21 protein-coding genes are annotated in these 19,982 nt (G+C 56.0%); 2 read left to right on the forward strand and 19 right to left on the reverse strand.

Annotated elements, in window-relative coordinates:
- Positions 1 to 145: 145 nt before the first annotated feature.
- From ptsP to AC2TF6_RS22160, 14 genes are all read right to left on the reverse strand, one after another.
- Positions 146 to 1,903, reverse strand: coding sequence for a phosphoenolpyruvate--protein phosphotransferase (gene ptsP, locus AC2TF6_RS22095; RefSeq protein WP_491308510.1), 1,758 nt, complete (start codon positions 1,901 to 1,903; stop codon positions 146 to 148).
- Positions 1,903 to 2,172, reverse strand: a complete 270-nt coding sequence (locus tag AC2TF6_RS22100; RefSeq protein ID WP_491308511.1) for an HPr family phosphocarrier protein — start codon at positions 2,170 to 2,172, stop codon at positions 1,903 to 1,905. The genes ptsP and AC2TF6_RS22100 overlap by 1 nt, the downstream gene beginning before the upstream one ends.
- Before the next feature lie 258 nt (positions 2,173 to 2,430).
- Entirely contained in the window at positions 2,431 to 3,165 is a 735-nt protein-coding gene (locus AC2TF6_RS22105) for an SIS domain-containing protein (RefSeq protein WP_016423907.1), read from the reverse strand.
- Positions 3,166 to 3,184: 19 nt separating this feature from the next.
- Positions 3,185 to 3,943, reverse strand: coding sequence for a creatininase family protein (locus AC2TF6_RS22110; protein ID WP_491308512.1), 759 nt, complete (start codon positions 3,941 to 3,943; stop codon positions 3,185 to 3,187).
- A 13-nt stretch (positions 3,944 to 3,956) separates the two neighbouring features.
- A complete protein-coding gene (locus AC2TF6_RS22115) occupies positions 3,957 to 4,949 on the reverse strand; it encodes a phosphotriesterase family protein (RefSeq protein WP_491308513.1) in 993 nt (330 codons plus the stop codon).
- A 97-nt stretch (positions 4,950 to 5,046) separates the two neighbouring features.
- Positions 5,047 to 6,342 carry a PTS ascorbate transporter subunit IIC gene (gene ulaA / locus AC2TF6_RS22120; RefSeq protein ID WP_491308514.1) on the reverse strand — a complete coding sequence of 432 codons (1,296 nt, stop codon included), beginning with the start codon at positions 6,340 to 6,342 and terminating at the stop codon, positions 5,047 to 5,049.
- 20 nt (positions 6,343 to 6,362) lie between these two features.
- Positions 6,363 to 6,626: a PTS sugar transporter subunit IIB gene (locus AC2TF6_RS22125; RefSeq protein WP_009671516.1), complete on the reverse strand. Its 264-nt coding sequence runs from the start codon at positions 6,624 to 6,626 to the stop codon at positions 6,363 to 6,365.
- Positions 6,623 to 7,066: a PTS sugar transporter subunit IIA gene (locus AC2TF6_RS22130; RefSeq protein WP_491308515.1), complete on the reverse strand. Its 444-nt coding sequence runs from the start codon at positions 7,064 to 7,066 to the stop codon at positions 6,623 to 6,625. Before AC2TF6_RS22130 ends, AC2TF6_RS22125 begins: the two co-directional genes overlap by 4 nt.
- A gap of 26 nt (positions 7,067 to 7,092) precedes the next feature.
- Positions 7,093 to 9,189 (reverse strand): BglG family transcription antiterminator, encoded by a 2,097-nt coding sequence (locus AC2TF6_RS22135; protein WP_491308516.1) that lies wholly within the window; start codon positions 9,187 to 9,189, stop codon positions 7,093 to 7,095.
- Positions 9,190 to 9,509: 320 nt separating this feature from the next.
- Complete coding sequence (locus tag AC2TF6_RS22140; RefSeq protein WP_491308517.1) at positions 9,510 to 10,367, reverse strand: SDR family oxidoreductase; 858 nt, start codon at positions 10,365 to 10,367, stop codon at positions 9,510 to 9,512.
- Positions 10,368 to 10,443: 76 nt separating this feature from the next.
- Positions 10,444 to 11,241, reverse strand: a complete 798-nt coding sequence (locus AC2TF6_RS22145) for an inositol monophosphatase family protein (protein ID WP_491308518.1) — start codon at positions 11,239 to 11,241, stop codon at positions 10,444 to 10,446.
- A 75-nt stretch (positions 11,242 to 11,316) separates the two neighbouring features.
- Positions 11,317 to 11,853: a GNAT family N-acetyltransferase gene (locus tag AC2TF6_RS22150; protein WP_491308519.1), complete on the reverse strand. Its 537-nt coding sequence runs from the start codon at positions 11,851 to 11,853 to the stop codon at positions 11,317 to 11,319.
- Between the two features lie 6 nt (positions 11,854 to 11,859).
- Entirely contained in the window at positions 11,860 to 12,177 is a 318-nt protein-coding gene (locus AC2TF6_RS22155; protein WP_491308520.1) for a hypothetical protein, read from the reverse strand.
- A gap of 744 nt (positions 12,178 to 12,921) precedes the next feature.
- On the reverse strand, positions 12,922 to 13,410 hold the full coding sequence (locus tag AC2TF6_RS22160) for a DinB family protein (RefSeq protein WP_491308521.1): 489 nt from the start codon (positions 13,408 to 13,410) through the stop codon (positions 12,922 to 12,924).
- Between the two features lie 247 nt (positions 13,411 to 13,657).
- Between AC2TF6_RS22160 and AC2TF6_RS22165 the strand changes: the two genes are divergently transcribed.
- On the forward strand, positions 13,658 to 14,635 hold the full coding sequence (locus AC2TF6_RS22165; protein WP_491308522.1) for an aldo/keto reductase: 978 nt from the start codon (positions 13,658 to 13,660) through the stop codon (positions 14,633 to 14,635).
- 284 nt (positions 14,636 to 14,919) lie between these two features.
- On the opposite strand, the gene AC2TF6_RS22170 is transcribed toward AC2TF6_RS22165, so the two are convergent.
- Positions 14,920 to 15,150 carry a hypothetical protein gene (locus tag AC2TF6_RS22170; protein WP_491308523.1) on the reverse strand — a complete coding sequence of 77 codons (231 nt, stop codon included), beginning with the start codon at positions 15,148 to 15,150 and terminating at the stop codon, positions 14,920 to 14,922.
- A 289-nt stretch (positions 15,151 to 15,439) separates the two neighbouring features.
- Here AC2TF6_RS22170 and AC2TF6_RS22175 point away from each other — a divergent pair, with 289 nt between their 5' ends.
- Entirely contained in the window at positions 15,440 to 17,116 is a 1,677-nt protein-coding gene (locus AC2TF6_RS22175) for a fibronectin type III domain-containing protein (protein WP_491311705.1), read from the forward strand.
- Between the two features lie 242 nt (positions 17,117 to 17,358).
- Here AC2TF6_RS22175 and AC2TF6_RS22180 read toward each other — a convergent pair whose 3' ends face one another.
- From AC2TF6_RS22180 to AC2TF6_RS22195, 4 genes are all read right to left on the reverse strand, one after another.
- Positions 17,359 to 17,559, reverse strand: coding sequence for a hypothetical protein (locus AC2TF6_RS22180; protein WP_369994497.1), 201 nt, complete (start codon positions 17,557 to 17,559; stop codon positions 17,359 to 17,361).
- A 12-nt stretch (positions 17,560 to 17,571) separates the two neighbouring features.
- Positions 17,572 to 17,796: a Spo0E family sporulation regulatory protein-aspartic acid phosphatase gene (locus tag AC2TF6_RS22185; protein ID WP_491308524.1), complete on the reverse strand. Its 225-nt coding sequence runs from the start codon at positions 17,794 to 17,796 to the stop codon at positions 17,572 to 17,574.
- Positions 17,797 to 18,127: 331 nt separating this feature from the next.
- The gene (locus tag AC2TF6_RS22190; RefSeq protein WP_491308525.1) at positions 18,128 to 19,429 is read right to left on the reverse strand and encodes a transcriptional regulator; all 1,302 of its coding nucleotides are present in this window, start codon (positions 19,427 to 19,429) and stop codon (positions 18,128 to 18,130) included.
- 297 nt (positions 19,430 to 19,726) lie between these two features.
- Complete coding sequence (locus tag AC2TF6_RS22195; protein WP_491308526.1) at positions 19,727 to 19,972, reverse strand: YunC family protein; 246 nt, start codon at positions 19,970 to 19,972, stop codon at positions 19,727 to 19,729.
- Positions 19,973 to 19,982 lie beyond the last annotated feature (10 nt).

Below are 19,982 nucleotides of genomic sequence, written 5' to 3' on the forward strand. Positions count from 1 at the left end.
CAGAGGCTCAGGCTTAATTTGAAACCCCCGAAGCGGAATTCCGCTTCATCGGTGACACAAGCAAGCAGCCGCTCCCGCACTAAACCTGACATCAGCTTCAATCTTCGCATCAGCGTCAGTTTTCCAATCACTTAGCCAACAGGATTTAAACAGCTTTAGCCCGGCGGAACTCCTCAAGCGCCTCACGCACCGCCTGAGGCGTATCCAGAAGCAGCACCCGCTCCGCAAGCTCGCGGCACTCCTGACGGTCCAGTCCGGCGAGTACTTCCTTCAGCTGGCTGAGACGGCCCGCCTCCATGCTCCACTCGTCCAGTCCGAGTCCGAGCAGAAGCGGCGCGGCCAGCGGATCGCCCGCCATACCGCCGCACATGCCGGTCCACTTACCGGCCGAGTGCGAAGCTTCGATCACGGTGCGGATCAGCTGGAGAACGGCCGGATGGAAATAGTCGTACAAGTACGCCACGTGCTCGTTCATCCGGTCCACGGCCAGCGTATACTGGACGAGGTCGTTCGTCCCGATGCTGAAGAAATCCACTTCCCGGGCGAACTGGCCCGCCATCACGGCCGTGGAAGGAATCTCGACCATGATGCCGACTTCCATGCCCTCGTCGAACGGGACGCCCTCCTGTCTCAGCTCCGCCTGCGCTTCCGCCAGGATTTCTTTGGCCTGCCGCCATTCCTGCAGGCCGGAGATCATCGGGAACATCACCTTCACCTTGCTGAAGGCGCTGGCCCGCAGAACCGCCCGCAGCTGCGTGAGCAGCAGCTCCTTGCGGCTGAGACCGATCCGTATCGCCCGGTAACCGAGGAAGGGGTTCACTTCCTTCGGCAGCTGCAGATACGGAAGCTCCTTATCCCCGCCGATATCCATCGTGCGGATGATCACGGGGCGGCCCTCCATAAGCTGGGCCGCTTCCAGATAGGCACGGTACTGTTCTTCCTCCCCCGGCATAGACGGGGAATTCATGAACAGGAACTCCGTGCGGTACAGCCCCACGCCGTCCGCTCCCTGTGCGGCGGCGGCCCCGGCTTCCGCGGCGGTTCCGATGTTCGCCGCGAGCTCCACGCGCGTACCGTCCGCGGTTACCGCGGGACGGGCCGCGTACGCCTCGAGCGACTTGCGGCGCTCGAGATCCTGCCCCATACGGAGCCGGTACTGCTCCGCTTCGGCTTCTCCCGGCCGGGCGATGCACAGCCCGGCGGCTCCGTCGACGACGAGGGTGTCCCCGTCGTCAATGCCGTCCACGGCATCGCCTGCGCCGACGATGGCGGCGATGCCGAGCGACCGCGCCAGAATGGCGGTGTGGGAGGTCGCCCCGCCCGTGCGGGTGATAAAGCCGACGACCTTGGCCGGGTCGAGCTGCACGGTGTCGGACGGCGTAAGATCGTCCGCCACAAGGATCACCTCGCCGGTGATTCCCTCAAGACCGGCTCTCTCTTCGGGCGACAGGCAGGCCAAGAGGCGGCTTCCGATATCGCGGATATCGGCGGCACGCTCTTTCATGTAATCGTTGGTCATGCCCTCGAACCAGGAGGCGACCTGACTTACGATTTCGGAGACGGCCTGCGGAGCCGGCTCCAGCTTTTCCCGGACCCGGGCTTCCATCTTCGGATAGAAGGCCGGATCGTCGAGCAGCTTCCGCTGGCCCGCCAAAATACCGGCCTGCTCTTCACCGACGGTTTCCTTCGCCTTCTCCGTGAGCTGTTCCAATTCGCTCGCGCAGCGGGCTTTGGCTTCTTTAAGCTTGGCAAGCTCAGCCTCGATAACTGCCGGATCAGCCGCAATAGGCTTCCATTCGGCAGACGCTCCGCCAACATTCCCGTTCGCTGCGCGGTAAACGAATGCCTGCGCGATGCGGATTCCTTCCGAAACGCCGATTCCCTGAATATGCAGCCCCTTCATTAGGCTTCACCGAACTTGCTTTCGACAAGCTGCGCCAGCGCTTCAACGGCTTCCTTCTCTCCGTCGCCGTTCGCTTCGATCGTCACGACAGCTCCCTTTTCAATGCCGAGCGTCATCAGCTCCAGCATGCTTTTGCAATCCGCCGTGCGTCCGTCTCCGGACTTCAGGTGCACCTCTGCTCCAAACTGGCCGGCTGTTTCAGCAAAAAGCTGAGCCGGACGGACATGAAAACCCTGCGCGTTCTGTATCGTTACTGTTTGTGCGAACATGTCGTTCCTCCTCACCCGTTCACCGCCGGATAAAGACCGCAAAAAAAGGATAGGGATGTATGGTTTCTCCCGACAGCTATCCGCTTAAGTTCTGCAAGTCGTCTTTCGGCGATATTTCCCGGTTAACGTTTTTTGGGGTTGATTGTAAAATTCCGCTCTCTGGTCTGCTTATCTCTCTGTAACTCCACACATTTACCGGATCTGAGCCGGATACAACCTTCTGTTTGATTTGAGGTTGTTTTTCTCTGTTAAGACAGGTTACGCCAGCAGGGCGATCCGCTCTTTGTACGTTTGGATCAGCGCCTGGTTGTGCGCGTCGGAACCGTCGATGTTGCCGCTCAGGAACACCGGCGGGTTAAAGCCGTTTTCGATCATGATTTCAATGGACTCGGCAAAAACGGCGTTCAAGATCGCAGCTCCGATCACGGTCGAGCTGGGTGTGAAAGGGACTTGCAAGCCCGGATGATTCAGCACGGCATCTCCTTTGACCGAGAAGTTGTCGATCACAAGATCCACCGCCTCGGCCAGATGCTTGCCGCTGGTATGCCGCGACGGCTGGCTCATGGAATATTCCAGGGAAGTAATCCCGACGGTAACGGCGCCTTTCTCCTTCGCCATCAGGGCGACATCGACCGGAACCGGATTGCGGCCCGAAGTGGACAGGACAAATACGACTTCGTCCTTGCGGATATCCTGCTCCTTCATGAAATCGACCGCCAGATTGTTCTGTCTCTCCAGCTCCGACGAGCGCACCGCGCCTTCATGCAGCATCAGTTTCTCGACGAAGATCGGACGAATCGGGACAAGCCCGCCTGCCCGATAGAATACTTCCTCGGTCAAAATATGCGAATGGCCGCAGCCGAACAAATGAATAATGCCGCCGTCCTGAATGCAGGCCGCCACTTTCTCGGCCGCTTCGCGAATCGGTCCGGCCTGTTCGGTCCGAACTTTGTTCAGCAGCTCGCCGATCACATCAAAATACGTATTCATCATCATAGCTCTCACCCCGTTGTCAGTCTGTTGAATCCTGATGTTCCCCGTCTTCCAACGCCTGCTTGGCCCGCAGAAGCATCTCGGCCATCACGTCCAGGCTGCGTTCGATAATCTTCTCGCCCTTCTCCCGGGTAGCCAGCGTGGCGTCGCCGAGAACGGCGGAGGACGTGATTTCCTCCCATGGCGTCGGCGTGCAGTCCGCTTCCGCTGATATGCGGGGCGCTCCGTCTATGGCTTGGCTCATGTCCACGTACTCGCCGGCCAGATAAAGCATGTAGGAAGTCTCGATTTCGTCGGCATGCATATAGGTGCCGTGGGCCGCCGAAGACTCCCTCACCTGAACGGTGATCTCTTTCGTGCCCGGATAAAAGAAATAGAACACTTTCAGCTCCGGCACCCGCTCGTATAAAACTCTGGCGGCTTCCTTAAGCGCGACCGCATTGCCCAAATGGCCGTTGACCATGGCGAAAATACGGAAGCCCTGCTGGTACAGGCTCTCTCCGATGTCCGCCAGCAGCCGGATCAGCGCCTCGTTGGAGACGTTGATGCTGCCCGGAAAATTCCGCAGGCTCCACACCTGGCCGTAAGGCAGGACCGGAAGCACGAAGCTGTCCGTGCGGGCCGCCAGTTTATCCGCCAGCCGTTCGGCAAGCAGATTATCGGTGCCGAGCGGCAGGTGGGGGCCGTGCGCTTCCACGGCTCCGATAGGCAAGATCGCCGCCCGGAATTGTCGGATTTTATCCTGCACCTCGTACGAGTTTTCGTGCTCGAACTTCATCGTGCGCGCCTCCTTACTTTTTGAATGAGAAGCAGTTGGCCGGATTTTTCACGAAAAATTTCTCGATCAGCTTCTGCCCGTCGAACCCGTTGCGGTTCGCTTCGTCCACAAAGCGCGGCACCCACTTCGCAATGATGTACTCCAGGCCGAGACCGTGGTCGTAATGCTTATAATACGTTTTGCGGGCGGTATCTCCGCTGATCAGAATCTGATCCTCGTAGCCCTTGCTTACGAGATTGAGAATCAGCGCGATCCGCGTGCTTTCGGGAGCGTACTTGATTTTGCCGATACCGTCAAAGCTCATGTAAGCGCCGGTTGCCGCGATCTGCTCGTGGTAGTAAGGGTCCGGGTTGCGGTCCATATGGCCCAGGCTGAGGTACGACAGGTCCACGCCCTCGCTTTTCAGGAGCTCGATCTGCTCCAGCGCCATGGTGCCGACTTCCGTATGGGAGTGCACGGGAGCTTTCGTCTCGTGGTGAGCGCGCGCTACCGCGCGGAGTGTTTTCTCTTCCAGGGGCGTAATGCGGTTGTAGCCCGTCCCGAATTTGACTTGGCCGGCTTTGAAAGGCGTGCCTTCGAGCCCTTCTTCTACCTCACGGATGACGAAATCGGCCAGCTCGTTGATGCTTTTCGCTTCGATCCATTGGGTATAGGTTTCATAATCGCCGGTGAGCGGCTTCAGCTCTTCTTTGATTTTGGCATCCCACAGGAAGCTTTTGTTGAAACCCGCCGTGCCCACAATCCGAATGCCGGTTTCCAGGGCAATTTCCTGTACCGCCTGGACGTCCCGGCCGTAATCGACCGCCGTCGCATCCACGATCGCGCGTCCGCCGTGCTTTTTGAAATCAAGAACGTCCCGCTTGGATTTCTCTTTATCGTCCAGCAGCAGATCGTCCTCTCCCCGTTCCTGCCAGAAGGCCGGACGGCATACAATATGTTCGTGGGAATACGTAAAGCCCAGATCCTCTTTGGCGATGTCTCCATGTAAGGTGCGGATATAGCTCATAACGTGTCTCCTCCACTCTTTTTCTGAAAAGGAAGACGGCGGAGCTTAGCGCTGTCACCGTCTTGTTGCCCTCGGGCATTCACCCGCTCATTCGTTGTTAAAAGAACAGTTTAGCCAGGAAGTTCAGAATCGGACCGATGATGAACATATCGGAGTCTGCTGCCCACATGGCCGTATCCGGAACTGTCGATGAGATAAAGAAGCGGACCATGAGGAATTGTCCCCAGGCTACGATCGTGGCAGTGATGAATCCGCCGATCACGGCCCCGCGGACGCCGCCCGTCGAGTTCCCGAACACGCCGGCCGTAGCCCCGTGGAAGAACAGGACGATCATCGTAGGTACGAAGATGTAGGAAACGGTGTTCCCCAGCACAAGCAGCCAGATAATCGCGCCCGCAAAAGCTCCCAGGAAGCCGAGTACGACCGCATTCGGCGCGTACGGATACACAACCGGCGCATCGAGTGCCGGCTTGGCGCCGGGTACGAGTTTTGTAGCGATCCCGTTGAAAGCCGGAACCAGTTCGCCGACAAACATCCGGACCCCCATCAGAACGATGGCGATACCGCCCGCGAACGTAAACGATTGGATAATGGAATAGATAATAAAGTTCTGGTCGCCCGATTTCGCCATCAGTTCGACGGCGGCAGGCGTTCCTTTCGTCGAAAGGATAATGGAGCCGATCAGGAACAGAATTCCCATGCTGAGTGCCGTGATAACGTTGGAATCCCGGAGGAACTCAAAGCCTTTCGGCACTTTGATTTTTTCGGAATCGTTGTTTTTGTTGCCGAATAGTTTACCGAACAGGGCTGCCAGCAGGGCAACCGAGGCGGATGTGTGACCGAGGGCGATGTTATCGTTGCCCGTTACTTTGCGCAGGAACGGCTGAACGAGAGCCGGCTGGAACGTCCAGTACAGACCGAGCACGACGGCAACCATCAGCACAAGCTTCCAAATGGCGATATCGCTTGCGGCATGCACGATCACGCCTGCGAAAATCGTTGAAGTCCAGAACATCATATGTCCGGTCAGGTAAATGAATTTGAACCGGGTAAAACGGGCCAGCGCGACGTTGATCAGGAAGCCGACGAGCATCGCCAGCGTGACGGCGCTTCCGAATTTGGTGTTAAACGCCTCCTGCCCCATAAACGTACCGAGCGATCCGGCTTCCAGCCCGAAGACCTCTTTCCACATCGGCTCGAAGACGTTCAGCGCTTTTACGATGACGTCCGCACCTGCACCGATTACGAGAAAACCGATAATGGCTTTAAAGGTACCGCTTACGAGCTGGCTCGTCGATTTCTTCTGGAGCAAAAGGCCGACCAGAACGATGAACCCGAGCAGAATGGCCGGTGTTCCGAAAATATTGGTGGCGATCCAAAAAAGCACGTCCATAAAGACCCCTCCTTAATGGGTTACAGTACTTCTTCCAGTTTTTGTTTGATTTCGTCATTGTCAAAATAGTTATTGACGATCACGATCTTGGCCGCGTGCCCTTGCAGGCTCTGTGCCAATTCATTGCTCGTAATGATGTACTCCGCCGCCGTGCCGGACGCCGTGGATACGTCGGTATGCTCCACATCGGCGCTTACGCCCAATCCGCTCAGCACGTTCTCCACATTCATTCTCAAAATCAGGCTGGTTCCTTGTCCAAGACCGCAGACGCATAAAATTTTCATTGTTCGTTCCCCCTAATAAGTTGTTGGATAGTATCTACATCGGCTGCCTGCTTGAACGCTTCCACGTTGGCCGGGTTGCTCAGCAAAATCGTCAGCTTGCGCAGCATGGCGATATGCTCGGAGCTGGTGGACCCGCCCAGTGCGAATACGAGCTGAACGGGATCGTTGGCCGCGTGGCCGAATACGACCGGTTTCTTCAGCCGGAGCAGCGAGACGGACGCTTCTTTCACTCCGTCTTCCGCACGGGCGTGCGGCAGAGCGATATGCGGCGCCAGAACGAAGTACGGGCCTCTGTCCCGATAGGAGTCCACCATGGCTTCGGCATAGCGCGCTTCCGCGGCTCCCGCGTCGGCCAGCAGTCCTCCCGCCAGGCGGATCGCTTCTTCCGCCGTCTCGGCTTCGACATCAAGTGCAATTAAGGACGGTTCTAAAAATTTCATCTCTCATCTCTCCCAAATCCGGTAGTCTAACTGCGGGGACCTTCTTGTATCTGCTGTAATATCTGTTCTTTGGTCCCGGCGTCCTTCAGCCGGGTCAGGCTGTCTTGTTCTCTGAGCAGGAGCGTCAGCTCCGACAACGCTTTGAGATGCGATTCTCCGTCGATCGCCGCCAGCACCAGGATCACCTGTACTTGATGGCGGGCTTCTTCGGAGAAGGCTACGGGCTTCGCAAGCCGCAGCAGGCTGATTCCCAGCCTCTTCACTCCTTCCTGCGGCTTGCCGTGCGCGATGGCGATGCCCGGAGCCACGACGATGTAGGGGCCCAGCGCCTCTACCTTGGCGATCATCGCCCCGATGTAGGCCTCCTCGATGCGCCCGTCCTCGAGAAGAGGCAGGGCCGCCTCGCGGATGGCGGAGCGCCAGTCGGCGGCCTCTTGCTCCACCCGGATCATCGTTCCGGTGAGCAGGTCGGCCAGCGACGGCTTGCGGGCTTCGCTCAGCCACGTTTTCCCGACGGACATGTAGCGGTTCAGTTCCTCCGCGAGCCCCGTTTCATCCGTCACCTTCGCGTATTTGCGGACAATGTCGAGCAGAGCCTGAACCGAGCTGGCCTGGGCCCGGGACTTGCGGCCGACGACCGTGTTGATCTGGTTCAGCAGATGCTCCTTGTCCTTGTCGCTGAGGATCGGATTCACGACGAACACGGGGACGCTGCTGTCCGGAAGCGGGACCGTCGAGAAAATAAAATCGACGCTTTCCTCTTCAAACGCTTCGTAATCCCTCAGCGAGAGAATGGCCGTAATGTCCACCGCCGAAAACAAATCTTCGAGCTGGGATTTCAGCATCCGCGAAGCGGAAATGCCGTTGACGCAGACGATGGCGGCCTGGCGCCTCTGTACCGGCTCCGTGTTTTCCCTCCGCAGCCAGCCGCCGAAATGCATGGCGAGGTAGCCGATCTCGTTATCGTCGAGCCTGCGTCCGACAAGCTCCTCGAACGGTGCCGCGGAGCGCCGCGTCAGCTCGAACACTTCCCCGTACTTGGAGCGGATGTTGCCGAGGAGCGGGTTATCGAGCCCCAGCCCGTACAGAATCCGGTAATACGCCGGTTTCAGATGAACGAGCAGGTTCTCTTCCATCGCTTCCCGGTTCGGCAGAAACACGCAGGCGTGACGCTGGAAGGCGTCGGTCATTTCCCTGGCCGCATCGCGGAGCTTGTCGATCACTTCCTCGGAGCCGGTCAGCTGCTCCATCCGGTTGACGCGCGCCCCGAGCAGGTGCATCGTAAAGTACGCGATTTCCTCGTCCGGTATGGCTGCGTCGAACAGATCGCCGAGGCCCTCCGCAATGCGGGCGGCGGCCTCGTATTCCGGCATGCGCCCGAGCACGCTCCGCTCATCTTCGTCGATCGAGATGAGCTGCTTGTTCTGGATTCGGTGCGTATAGAGCAGGAAGCGAGTGGTCAGGTTAAACACCATCTCGTCCGTTAATTCCACGCCGAGTGTGCGTTCGCTGTCGGCGATGAGCCGGTAAACCCGCTTCAGGTGATCCGGCTTCATCGGAGGGAATAGGTCCAGCACCGGGTCAAGACTGCCCGGGTCTTCGCTCCGGCTGAGCGCCTGCTCCCAGCCCACGCTTCCGAAAATCTGCCCGAAGTAGTACGTGAGCGCCTTCCGCTTGTCGCTCTCTTCCCCTCGGACCCGGTAGCCCTGCTTGCGGTCGTAAGCGACCTTAAGCTTCAGGGATTCCAGTTCCGGCCGGACGATGTTCAAATCCTTCAGCACGGTTCCCCGGCTGACTTGCAGGAGATCCGTCAAGTGATGGACGAAAAGCGATCCGTCCGCCGGCGATAACAGATGGACGGCCAGCCAAGCCAGCCGCTCCCGTGGAGATAAGTAGTACTGCTGGACCGGAAGCTGTCCGGCCAGCTGCGGAATGCCCTTGCGGCTTTCATCCGGCAAATAGTAGCCGGCCGCCCGGACATATTCGACCGGCGGAAGATGAATCGTTTTCAGCCAGTCGTTGATTTTTTCCATATCGTAATAAACGGTTCGTCTGGAGATGCCGAGCTTCTGCATCAGTTCTTCCAGAGATACATAATCGGCTGCCTGCTGCAGCAGCGTCAAAATCCGGGTACTGCGTTCGTCCAGAATACGGCATCACCTCCTTTGCCGTTTAGTGTGATTCTTTGTTCAATTTGATTATACCCATGGACAATAAACCAAAGACAGTTCAATTCGTGGTGGCTCCTTTGTGCAAAAATGAATTCTAATCTCGCAAATCCGTCAGACGATACCCGGCTTCGGCTTTCGTCCACGCAAAAAAACGGCTCCGGAAGCATCCGCTCCCTGGCCGCTTTATCAAGCCGGTTCTATTAAATAGGACCCGTCTATCTCATTACCGCCGCTAATTTGCTTTTATCCCGGTTAATCCGTTTCCGTCCGCATCACTCCGTTTCCGAAGGCTGCAGTCCCACTTCCCGCACGCTCCAATCCCAGAACATCGCGGCAAGCTCTTTGTCTTTAGCCCGTGCGGACACCAGCGCAATCTTCTTCCGGTAAAAATATTCGCCCGTGGCGCACGACACGTTATCGCTGGCAGCCAGGTAAACCGCCGTTTCCGCCCCCTGGGCGGGTGTCAGGAAGAACGGCCGCAGCATAGCGAGCACCGATTTGCCGAAGCCCGTATTCCGGTCCACGCCGATCTGGGTGCCGACGGCTCCCGGGTGCAGGGCGTTCACCGTAACGGCGGTCCCTTTCAGCCGGGCGGCGAGCTCCTTGGCGAACAGAATGTTCGCCAGCTTGGACTGCGCGTATCCGGTCCATACCGTATACCCCTTCGTCAGATATGGGTCTTCCCAGCGGATTTTGCCGATTTTATGCGCACCGGAGGAGACGACGACGATCCGGCCTTGCTCCGCCCGCTTCAGCGGCCCCAGCAGCAGATTCGTCAGCAGAAAATGGCCCAGATGGTTGACGCCCATCATAACTTCGAAACCGTCGGAAGTGGTCTCTCTCTTCAGCGATACGACGCCGGCATTGTTGATCAGCACGTCCAGACGATCGTAGCGGCTCTTGAAATCCGCGGCAAAAGACCGGATGCTCCGGAGCGAACCAAGGTCGCACTGCATCAGCTCGATGTCTCCGGAGCCGCTGGCCGCTATCGCTTCCCGAAGAGCGCTCTGCCCCCGCTCTTCGCTGCGGCATACCATAACGACCTTCGCCCCCTGCCGGGCCAACGCAATCGTTGTGGCGAGACCCATGCCAGAGTTGGCCCCGGTTACCATCATGATTTTATGCTTCATCTGCAGCCCGCCTTCGTTTGGTTTTTGGGGAAAATCGTGTACGAGCAGGATCGCCGGCTGCGGGTGCTTGAACCGATCAGCCCAGCCCTTCGGCCACCGTTTTCAAAAAATGCTCCTTATGCGCCGGGTGGCAGGCAATGAGGTAAGGCTCCGGGCTCATTCCTCTGAACGGCTTGCCTTCAAAATCCATGACGAGTCCGCCCGCCTCCTGTACCATCAGGATACCCGAATACAGGTCGGTCCCCTCTGAGTTGTAGAGAACGATGCCGTCCAGGTCTCCCTTGGCGAGCATGCACCACTGGAGAGTCGGCGCCCACACCCTCATCATCCGTTTGAACCGGACGTCCAGATGATGGCGGAGCTTAACGGCACGCGCCTCGTTCTGGACCTTGTGCCCCTGTATCCAGCCGATCGTGCCGCGCTGAATGGACGGGCAAGGTTTGGTCTGAATGCGGATATTGTTGCAGAAGGCCCCTTTGTCCGCCGCGCTGAGGAACAGCCTGTCCACCATCGGTTCGTAAATTACGGCCAGCACGGGATTTCCCTGATACATCAGCGTGATAGACGTGGCGAAAAGCGGAAGACCTATCGCGTAATTGTTCGTCCCGTCGAGCGGGTCCACGATCCACATCCAGTCGCTCTGCTTGCCGTTGTGCCCGATCTCTTCGCTGTCCACGCAGTGATCGGGAAAGCTTTTCGCGATGTGGGTCAAAATAATTTCCTCCGCGAGGTGATCCACCTCCGTTACAACATCGCCGAAATCGTCCTTTTCCAGAATGCTGTTAATATTCTCAAACCGGTTCTTCGCTTCTTGCCCGGCTTGTAAAGCGGCTTGGATGGCCACCTTCTTCGCTGCGCGCAGGATGTCTTCCACTGCCTTCTCCCCCTCTGCTCTATCTGTCCGCCTATCCGACTAGGCTTGTATACCGGTGTCTGTAGTCCGGTGTTTTTACCGGCCGCGTCCGTGCCATTCGCTCTCCAAAATGCCCATTTCAATCAAATTCCAATAGTTGTCTCCCATCCGTTTGGAGTCCCGAATGAGGCCTTCTCTCACGAAGCCTGCCTTCTCGTAGCAGCGAATTGCCGCTTCGTTAAAGTCGAAAACGCCGAGCGTCATTTTATGCAGGCGGAGCTCTTCAAATCCGATCCGGAGCGCCTCGCGGATCATCGCTTGTCCGGTTCCTCGGCCCCGCCGGGCCGTATGGCCCACGAGCACCTTGCCGATCCTTGCGGAGCGGTTATGCCGGTCGATATTTCCGATCGAAAGATGCCCTATCGTCAGGTCGGTCTCCGAATCTATGACCTTATATACGAGACGGCCGGATTGTTCAAGATCGTTGACCCCTTCCATGTAAGTCTCCAGCTGCGATGCGGTTAGAGGGTACTTAAACTGAGGCCCCGCCCATTGAAGCAGAAAAGCCTCGTCTCCGCTCCATTCGATAAGCTGGTCGTAATCCTCTTGTCCGAAATACGCAAACCGAATCATTTCAGATCACATTCCTTCCCATTTGATTATGGCCAGATATAATCCGGCGGTCAGAAGAGCGCATGGCACGATAAGCCCATGCTGTCTGTTCTCCAGACACGTCAGCAGGCCGAAAACAAAGGTAAACACCGCCAGCAGCACACTAAAAGCAAGCACGGCCATCATGACCAGAAAGCCCGTCAGTTCATCGCCGAACGGCAGACGACCTGCGACGAGAGCCCCGTATTCCAATCCGATCGTAAGCAGCAGAAACAGGCTGTAATAGCGCCAGGTAAGCAGCCGTCTCCCTCCGTTCACGGGTTCCGTCCCCTTTTCGCTTCGCATGGCAAGCTCCTCTTCCCATGATTTGTAAGTCAATCCTTCTGTTAGAGTAGCATCCTTGGTCTCATTTGAAAATGCTTTTTGAAAAAGAAAAGTTCCGTTAAAAGAATGTAAACAGAAAAAGTAGTTTGCCGATTCCTTCCCCATTTTCGGGCGAAACGAACGGTTGCCGAACGGCTCCTTAGCGGGTCGATCCGGCGCGGAGACGCAAAAAAACGCGTGCATGTCATGCACACGTTCTTTGTATTTCACCTTAGGCATCTCCCGGCGTGCAGTATGTTATCGCATGCAAGGGGCAGCCACGCGGCTGTAAATGATCGGGCCCTACTAGTACCGGCCCTCATGACGGGCAGAAATCGGCAACCTGCGGGGCAAGCTTCCGTACCTTCTCCAAATATGCGGCGCCCCTTGTATCCAGCCCGGCAGGATACTCGTAGCCGAGCGCGTTTCCGGCTTCCGCCGCCAGCTCGACGTCGCAGTCCGACAACAGACCGGTAAAACATGGGGATTCGCCCGCAGCTTGTCATCAGCATCACCCGGACTTCTTCTTCCTCTTCCGCCAACCGGCGCAGCAGCCCCGCCATTTCCGACTCGCCTCTCATCTCTCGTCCTCCCCCGCTCTTAGGTTTGTTCCGGTTTAAAAAAGAAAACACCAAGCGAAATTCACTTGATGTTCTCCTATAGAAGCTATGTACGCTGCCTCCGGCAAAGCTTTGCAGGTTCCGCTCGGGGTTTGCTCCGGGCCGATTATTTGCCGATCTGCTCGCGTTCTTCCTTGCTCGGGCCGTAAACGCCCGGTACAACTAAGCCGGCCTGGCGCATAAGGACCGTCATTTGGCCCCGGTGATGAGCCTGGTGCTGAATAACGAAGCGCATGATACCATGAATCGTGGTTTCCCGGCCGAACACGGTAATGCTTTGCTTCAGCGTCTCGTCCGTCCACTGCTCGCCCGCCGCCCGAAGCAGGTTCGAGCTTGTCTGCTCGTAGACATCGGCGATTTCTTTGGCGGACTCGGGAACTCCCGCGCCTCGCTCAGGTCCCTCGAACTTCAGGCCTGCCGCCGAAAAAAGGCCGTACATGGCTTGAGACAGATGCCATCCAAGCTCTCCAAGGGAGAAGTGGTCCAACGCGACGCTCTGGTCGAGCGACTCGTCCGTCAACGTATTTAAAATTTTTCCCGTCAACGAAGCCTCTCGCTTCCATTCCTGTTGAAACTCGTTCAGACTTACGAACATACTTGTCAGCCTCCTTTAAGGAACTAATCTCTTTATCAGTATAATACAAAGAGGCCCTCCTTCACCAATGACACCGCTCCGTACGCCGGCGAGCTGCGCGTGGCATGAAAGGAAGGGAAGAGAAAGAAACCTTCCGGTAAATTCCCCGGATCTTCCTTTTGATTTTTTTGGCACTCTCCGCAGGATTCGGTATAATGAACAACGTACATACGTCTGCCGCATAGTGCCTACAACAGGAGGAATGATGATGAACATACTACCGTTAAAAAAACGCGGCCTGAACGCGAGCCGTCTCGTACTGGGCTGCATGCCTTTCGGCGGAGGCTGGAATTCCGATCCGGTGACCAAAGAAGATGAAACGCAGGCGCAGAAAGCCGTCGAAGCCGCTCTTTCCATCGGAATCTCCATGTTCGACCATGCCGATATCTATACAAGAGGAAAAGCGGAAGAAACCTTCGGCCGCATTCTCAAAAACAAGCCGGGCCTGCGCGAGGAGATGGTGATCCAGTCCAAATGCGGCATCCGCTTCGCGGAGGGGGACGTTCCCGGACGTTACGACTTCTCCAAAGCCTATATCGGCGAAGCCGTCGACGGAATTCTCCGCCGTCTGGGCACCGACTATCTCGACGTCCTCCTGCTGCACAGACCCGATCCGCTGATGGAGCCGGAAGAAGTCGCGGAAGCGTTCGGCCGTCTTAAAGCCGCCGGAAAAGTCCGCTATTTCGGGGTGTCCAACATGAGCGCCGCCCAAATCCGTTTCCTTCAGCGTGCGCTGCCCGATCAGCTCGCCGTCAACCAGCTGGAGATGAGTCTGGCGCGCCACGACTGGCTCGACCAGGGGGTTCACGTGAACCAGAAGGCCGGCACTTCGGTGAACTTCTCCGAGGGGCTGCTGGAATACTGCCGGATGGAGGACATCCAGATCCAGGCATGGGGCCCGCTGGCCCAAGGAAAATTCTCCGGCAACCTCGGAGAATCGGAGCCGGAGCACATCCGCAAGACGGCGGAGCTCGTCGGCAAGCTTGCGGATGAGAAAGAGACCACGCGCGAGGCTATCGTACTCGGCTGGCTCATGCGGCATCCGGCCATGATCCAACCGGTGATCGGCACGGCCAACGCGGAGCGCATTGCCGCCTGCCGGGACGCCGAGCGCCAGGCGGAACTCATGACCCGCGAAGAGTGGTATTCGCTTTACGTCAGCGCGAGAGGCAGCTTCCTGCCTTAAACGCATCCGGAACCTCCGGTCTGCTTCGGCAGCTCCAGAGGTTTTTTTATGGATACCGAAGGCTCCCTGACTCAGCCCTGCCCATTAATGAAATGAACAATTCCGACAACAATTAGCACAGCCACCGTTATTAGGAAACACTTTACCAATAGTTTAACCATAACAATACCTCCGATTCGCCGCTGCCGAGTATTACCCAGCATTCCGACTTCCCGGCGAACAAGCGGACTTGATTCTATATCCGTCTTCGTCCAGCCTCAATTATCTGCCGCATATTGGCTCTTTTAAAACTTGCCCCTTTTTTTGAGATAAGTCTGCAGTCCCTGAAGGATGACGATCGCCGCACAAACGAGCAAACACACGAGCAGAATGATCCATACGACCTGAGCAGCCTGCCAATCCGTAAGGCCCACGGACCGCACCAGATAAACGCTCACATATCCTCTTATCAAATAAATCAAACCGGCGAGAAGCAGAAGCTCCGTCATCCGGTAAATCATCTTCCCGCTAGTCAATCTATCCGCTCCTCTCTCTCCGAAAATCCGAATGAAAGCGGCCCTCATACCGGCACAAACTTCGCTGCTAACCGCCCGCCTTGATCCGCCTTTAAACGAGGAATATTTTACCGCTAAAAAGACTTTGTCGAAATTCCCCCCTCCATAATAGGTTTTTATCCTTAATCGGGACGAGCTGCCATGGGATAATAAAAGTGCATTTGTAACCGTTTACAAAAAAGGAGGCTTATCCAACCCGCTTACCGGCAGAACCCGCACTTATCTCAATTAAAAAGGAGCGTACCGATTGATGACTTCTTACGCAACTCCCCGAAAAAAAATGATTCACCTTGCCCTCGCCTTCACGCTTGGCCTCGGCGTAGTGCCTGCTCTGGCTTCCAGCCAGGCTAATGCGGCCGGTACGGCTGCGGCGGCATGCCAGGATCCCGCCTGGAACTCTACAACCGTCTACACGGCCGGCAAAAGAGTCTCCTACTCCGACAAGACCTTTGAAGCCAAATGGTGGACGCAGGGGGAACAGCCCAACACGGCGAACACCTGGGGCGCCTGGAAGTATGTGAGCGACTGCGGCTCCACCGGCGGCGGAACGACAGACACGCAGGCGCCATCCGTTCCTTCCGGACTGAAGGCAATCGCCTCCACGAGCACAAGCGTCTCCCTGTCATGGGCAGCCTCGACGGATAACGTCGGCGTGACGGGCTACGATGTTTATCAGGGAACGGCTCTTGCCGCCAGCGTGACGGGAACGACAGCCCTCGTCACCGGCCTTACCGCCTCGACGGCCTACAGCTTTACCGTGAAGGCCAAGGACGCGGCCGGCAACGTATCGGCCGCAAGCGCTCCGGTCAGCGTGACGACACCGGAAGGCGGAACCACGCCTTCCCCGGACCGCAGGTACGTCGCCTACGCCAGTACCTGGAACACCAGCATCTACGATTTGAAGCTGGAGAACATCCCGAATTACATCACGGATGTCAACCTGTCTTTCGCCAGACCGGATACGAAATATGTCAAAGGTTCTTACGCCTTCGACCAGGAAGTTGCGGGCTTTGAGTTTGTCGAGGGCGCCACTACGGGCCGCGGCCAGCTGAAGTTTACGCCGCAGCAGTCCCAGGATCTGCGCAGCAACATCGCCGCACTGAATGCGCGCGGAACGGACACGTGGCTCTCCGTGGGCGGCTGGTCTTACAGCCAAGGCAGCCAGTGGGGGAACTTCAACGCGCCGCATGTCGTCGACCTCGCGCTGGATCTAGGCGCTTCCGGCGTGGATATCGACTGGGAGTCGAGCGGCAGCAACTGCAACAAAGCCGCAGCCGAATCGTTCAGCTGTTCCAAAGACGCCGAAATCGCCGGCATCATCAACAGCCTGTACAACGAAATCAAGGCACGGGGCGCGAAGCTGAAAATCTCCATCGCCGGCTGGTCCACGGGAGCCTACTACGTGAAAGGCTCGCCGTTCGAAGAAGGCAAAGTCCAGTATGGCTCGCCCTTCGGCGGCACGATGTACCGCGTCGTGAAAGATCACGGCAGCAAAATCGACATGATCAACCTCATGTCCTACGACGGCGGCGTCTATTACGATCCGCGCGAAGGCTACGAATCGTACCGCGCCATCTACGGCGGGACGATCAACATGGGCCTGCAGATTGCGCCCGAAGGCTCCGGCGGTGCCGTACTGAAGCTGAATGCCGCACCGGGAACCGTCTACGACGCCGAGATGCTGAACGGCCAGAACAACGTCGCCTCCGCTTACTACAACGTGGAGACGCTGGTCAAATACGTCAAAAACAAAGGCAAGTCGTTTGACGGCTTCATGCTCTGGCAGCTGTGGAAGCAGCGCGTTCATCTGCCGGCCCCTTCGGACGGCGCCACCGAGAACAGCGCAGGCCAGTATGTGTGCCGCAACCTGCCTCTGGCAGGCGACTGCAGCCAGACCATTCCGACGCTGCCGAAGTTGACTCCGTAAACGAAAGCGGCATAACGGCACCTTGCAAGCAGCGGTTACCCTCGCGTCTTTCGCGCAGCGGTAACCGCTTTTTTGGGCTGAAAAGCGCGCGTAATCGGCAATCACAGATGCGCGTTCCGGCTCCGTTTGGTTCAAGCATTCTCGGCAAGTTGCGATCTAACGCAAATAAGCGTTCGAAAAAGATCGAAACGCACAAGAAGGCTCTTAGTTATCCGAGCTGCTTTTGATCGGTTTTCTGACCGTTAAAGCAGCCCTCGTTCATTTTTGCGATGCTCGTGTTCAGGCAGTTCTTCTCTCTTCGGGTCAACTTTATCACGTGTACGCTTGCTTTTTTTACCGTCCAGATGAAATACCATAAACATGGCGCTTATGAGCACCCACATCAAAAACATCACAATGATGAGCTGATCGGAATTGAACAATTGAATGATCGAAGTAGGCATACGGGTATTCTCCTAATTTATGAATTCGGCGGGACCGGTTACAGAAGAGAGGCTTAGATGAATAACACCCGGATACCTCTGCTCCTTGAGCTTACATTTCTCCCGCTGATAGGTATTCAAAACACGGTCTAATTCCTGAGATTTAGTTAGAACCCTGGAATCGGAAAATCCATATTCCCCTGCCAGCCGCATCATTTCTCTACGAATTTCTTCAATATGCTGATGAATTTCGTCCATCCTCATACTCTCCTATAGGTAATATGCAAAACCTGTCCTTTACCTCTGTTCTTGTCATATTTTACACCCTTCTGTTAAATTATAGGATATCGTCCGAATGACATTACGCTTAGACGCCTTCTCCCCCGAATAAAAAAAGACATCCCCGGATTACCCGGGAATGCCCTTTCTGCTGCTATCCTGTTAATTTTGCCGGGTTAATTTCCCCAGCCATGCCCCAATTGTACGATCTTATGTACTTGCGTCTGCGGTTGAGCTGAAAATCCCGTAGTTGGTGCCAAAACAGCGATTGCCAAGCTTGATAGCACGAGTAAAACCGATAGTTTTCTTTTCATCCTAATCGCACCTCGCTCACTAAATGTTTAAACTCGATTTTTTCTTCGACGCCTGCCAGATCCCTAAATCTCTCAAAAAGCGCCATACATTGAATAATATTTCTCTCACTATTTATTCTAACAGAAAATTCCAATCCGTGCAGTACAAACTTTATACCTTTTCTACGATTTTGAGTCAAGTGATAGGCCGCCAAATCGCTCAAAAACTGGGCGTACCGCTCCTTCATAACGGGCTTGTTGTATTCGCCAAATTCAGATTGATAGGTTTGATAGGGAAGATGAGAAGAAAAGCGGTCCAGAATATCGTCGATCTCGTATCCGTACCGATTGGCTATTTGTACGATTTTGCAGAGTGCCGTGAAAATATCGTCCTTGCGGGACGCGATGCAGTTGATGTATTCGGGCAGAACCATGAGTTCACCCGACATGATGCGGTACAAATAAGTGTTCGCTACCGCCCATTCTCTAAACTGCTCGACAATACGTTTCTCCTCATCCGATTGTTCCCGTACCCAGTCCGGTTCCGCGTACAAGGAAACGTAATACAGCGCCTGATCGAATTGGCCGCGTTCCTCACATACCACCGAACGGATCAGCAGGGCCTGGAGGATATAATAGCAAAGCGGACGCTTGGGTTGCTTGATAGTCTCCCTGCCGGATTCCGAAGCCGGCTCAAGCCGGTACTGAATGGCCGCAATCCGGTGCAGCTCTTTGGCTAGTGTATCGACCTTCTCCCATTCGTGCAGAGTCCCGAAGACATAAGCCAATTGATTAAGCGCATCCAACTGATCCGATACGTCTAGCCGGGGCACATAGCTCTCGAATAAGGTCGCCGCCCGTAAATTAGCTTTTAGATCATCTCCTATGGCAAGGGTAAACAGCCGGTACTGACAGAGGGCCAGTCTTTCGGAATGCTGATACTTTTCACTTTCCGCAATGCACTCATACAAAAGCACGGCAGCCTCTCTTCTTCCTTCCGAATGAAACTGTTCGGCCGTCTCAAATAACAAAGAAAGATACGAGAGATTTTCCAGCATCAGCCGTACCACGCGCAAGAGGAGGTCCAGTTTGCCCAGCTCCGCACATCGGTGTATGAGCGGCCCCAATCTGCGCCAATCCGGATTCGAATGAAAAAAACATTCTTCAATGTACACGTCATAGAAATGGCCTTCGTGAAGCCCCATACCGGCGGTCATTCGATCCAGCTGCTGCATGGCAATCGGACGATTCCCGTGCAAAATAATGCTTAACGTACCGGAGTTGATTCCGGATACTTCCGCAAATTGGTTAATCGTCATCTGCCGGCGATCTAGATAGCTCTTCAATTGTGTGCGAATCGAAGTTATTTTGGGTCCCAAACCATCACCGCTTTCTAAAACCAACGAATCCTGCAGGTTTCCCTTTCACGAAATAAATCTATTAGGACATCGGTCAATAAAAAAATTTGAGATCGAATTTTCCATTACATGGGAATTATACCTCAAATGATCTATTGGGACAATTAGATGAAGGATAACGTGCAAGTTTTTCCTCGTAAAAAAAGAGGCGGGCGTCTGCGCAGCGGCAGCACCCGCACCCGAGGTTTTCCGAGTTTCCTACATCATTTTAAGTACGGCGTCACGGCCGGTCATGCCCGCGAAGATCCCCATCTCCTCGGCCGTATGCGTAACGGATTCCAGCGGAGCGTCGAGCAGCTCGTCGATGGTTTTCACACCGGTGGCACGGGCGGCGATAATCTGGCGGTCGCTCAGCCGTTCGTTCAGCAGAGCGACATCAAGTGCTCCGCACATGATATAGCCGGCCGCACTCCCCGCCGCTCCCCTCTCAAGCATTTTCCACATACGGGTTGAT

It is taken from the genome of Paenibacillus sp. JNUCC 35 (genome assembly GCF_058269095.1).

Excerpts from the sequence above, each read along its gene's own strand:
- ptsP (WP_491308510.1), bottom strand. The coding sequence starts at position 1,903 with ATGAAGGGGCTGCATATTCAGGGAATCGGCGTTTCGGAAGGAATCCGC.
- AC2TF6_RS22100 (WP_491308511.1), bottom strand. The coding sequence starts at position 2,172 with ATGTTCGCACAAACAGTAACGATACAGAACGCGCAGGGTTTTCATGTC.
- AC2TF6_RS22105 (WP_016423907.1), bottom strand. The coding sequence starts at position 3,165 with ATGATGAATACGTATTTTGATGTGATCGGCGAGCTGCTGAACAAAGTT.
- AC2TF6_RS22110 (WP_491308512.1), bottom strand. The coding sequence starts at position 3,943 with ATGAAGTTCGAGCACGAAAACTCGTACGAGGTGCAGGATAAAATCCGA.
- AC2TF6_RS22115 (WP_491308513.1), bottom strand. The coding sequence starts at position 4,949 with ATGAGCTATATCCGCACCTTACATGGAGACATCGCCAAAGAGGATCTG.
- ulaA (WP_491308514.1), bottom strand. The coding sequence starts at position 6,342 with ATGGACGTGCTTTTTTGGATCGCCACCAATATTTTCGGAACACCGGCC.
- AC2TF6_RS22125 (WP_009671516.1), bottom strand. The coding sequence starts at position 6,626 with ATGAAAATTTTATGCGTCTGCGGTCTTGGACAAGGAACCAGCCTGATT.
- AC2TF6_RS22130 (WP_491308515.1), bottom strand. The coding sequence starts at position 7,066 with ATGAAATTTTTAGAACCGTCCTTAATTGCACTTGATGTCGAAGCCGAG.
- AC2TF6_RS22140 (WP_491308517.1), bottom strand. The coding sequence starts at position 10,367 with ATGAAGCATAAAATCATGATGGTAACCGGGGCCAACTCTGGCATGGGT.
- AC2TF6_RS22150 (WP_491308519.1), bottom strand. The coding sequence starts at position 11,853 with ATGATTCGGTTTGCGTATTTCGGACAAGAGGATTACGACCAGCTTATC.
- AC2TF6_RS22155 (WP_491308520.1), bottom strand. The coding sequence starts at position 12,177 with ATGCGAAGCGAAAAGGGGACGGAACCCGTGAACGGAGGGAGACGGCTG.
- AC2TF6_RS22160 (WP_491308521.1), bottom strand. The coding sequence starts at position 13,410 with ATGTTCGTAAGTCTGAACGAGTTTCAACAGGAATGGAAGCGAGAGGCT.
- AC2TF6_RS22165 (WP_491308522.1), top strand. The coding sequence starts at position 13,658 with ATGAACATACTACCGTTAAAAAAACGCGGCCTGAACGCGAGCCGTCTC.
- AC2TF6_RS22175 (WP_491311705.1), top strand. The coding sequence starts at position 15,440 with ATGACTTCTTACGCAACTCCCCGAAAAAAAATGATTCACCTTGCCCTC.
- AC2TF6_RS22180 (WP_369994497.1), bottom strand. The coding sequence starts at position 17,559 with ATGCCTACTTCGATCATTCAATTGTTCAATTCCGATCAGCTCATCATT.
- AC2TF6_RS22185 (WP_491308524.1), bottom strand. The coding sequence starts at position 17,796 with ATGGACGAAATTCATCAGCATATTGAAGAAATTCGTAGAGAAATGATG.
- AC2TF6_RS22190 (WP_491308525.1), bottom strand. The coding sequence starts at position 19,429 with ATGACGATTAACCAATTTGCGGAAGTATCCGGAATCAACTCCGGTACG.
- AC2TF6_RS22195 (WP_491308526.1), bottom strand. The coding sequence starts at position 19,972 with ATGTGGAAAATGCTTGAGAGGGGAGCGGCGGGGAGTGCGGCCGGCTAT.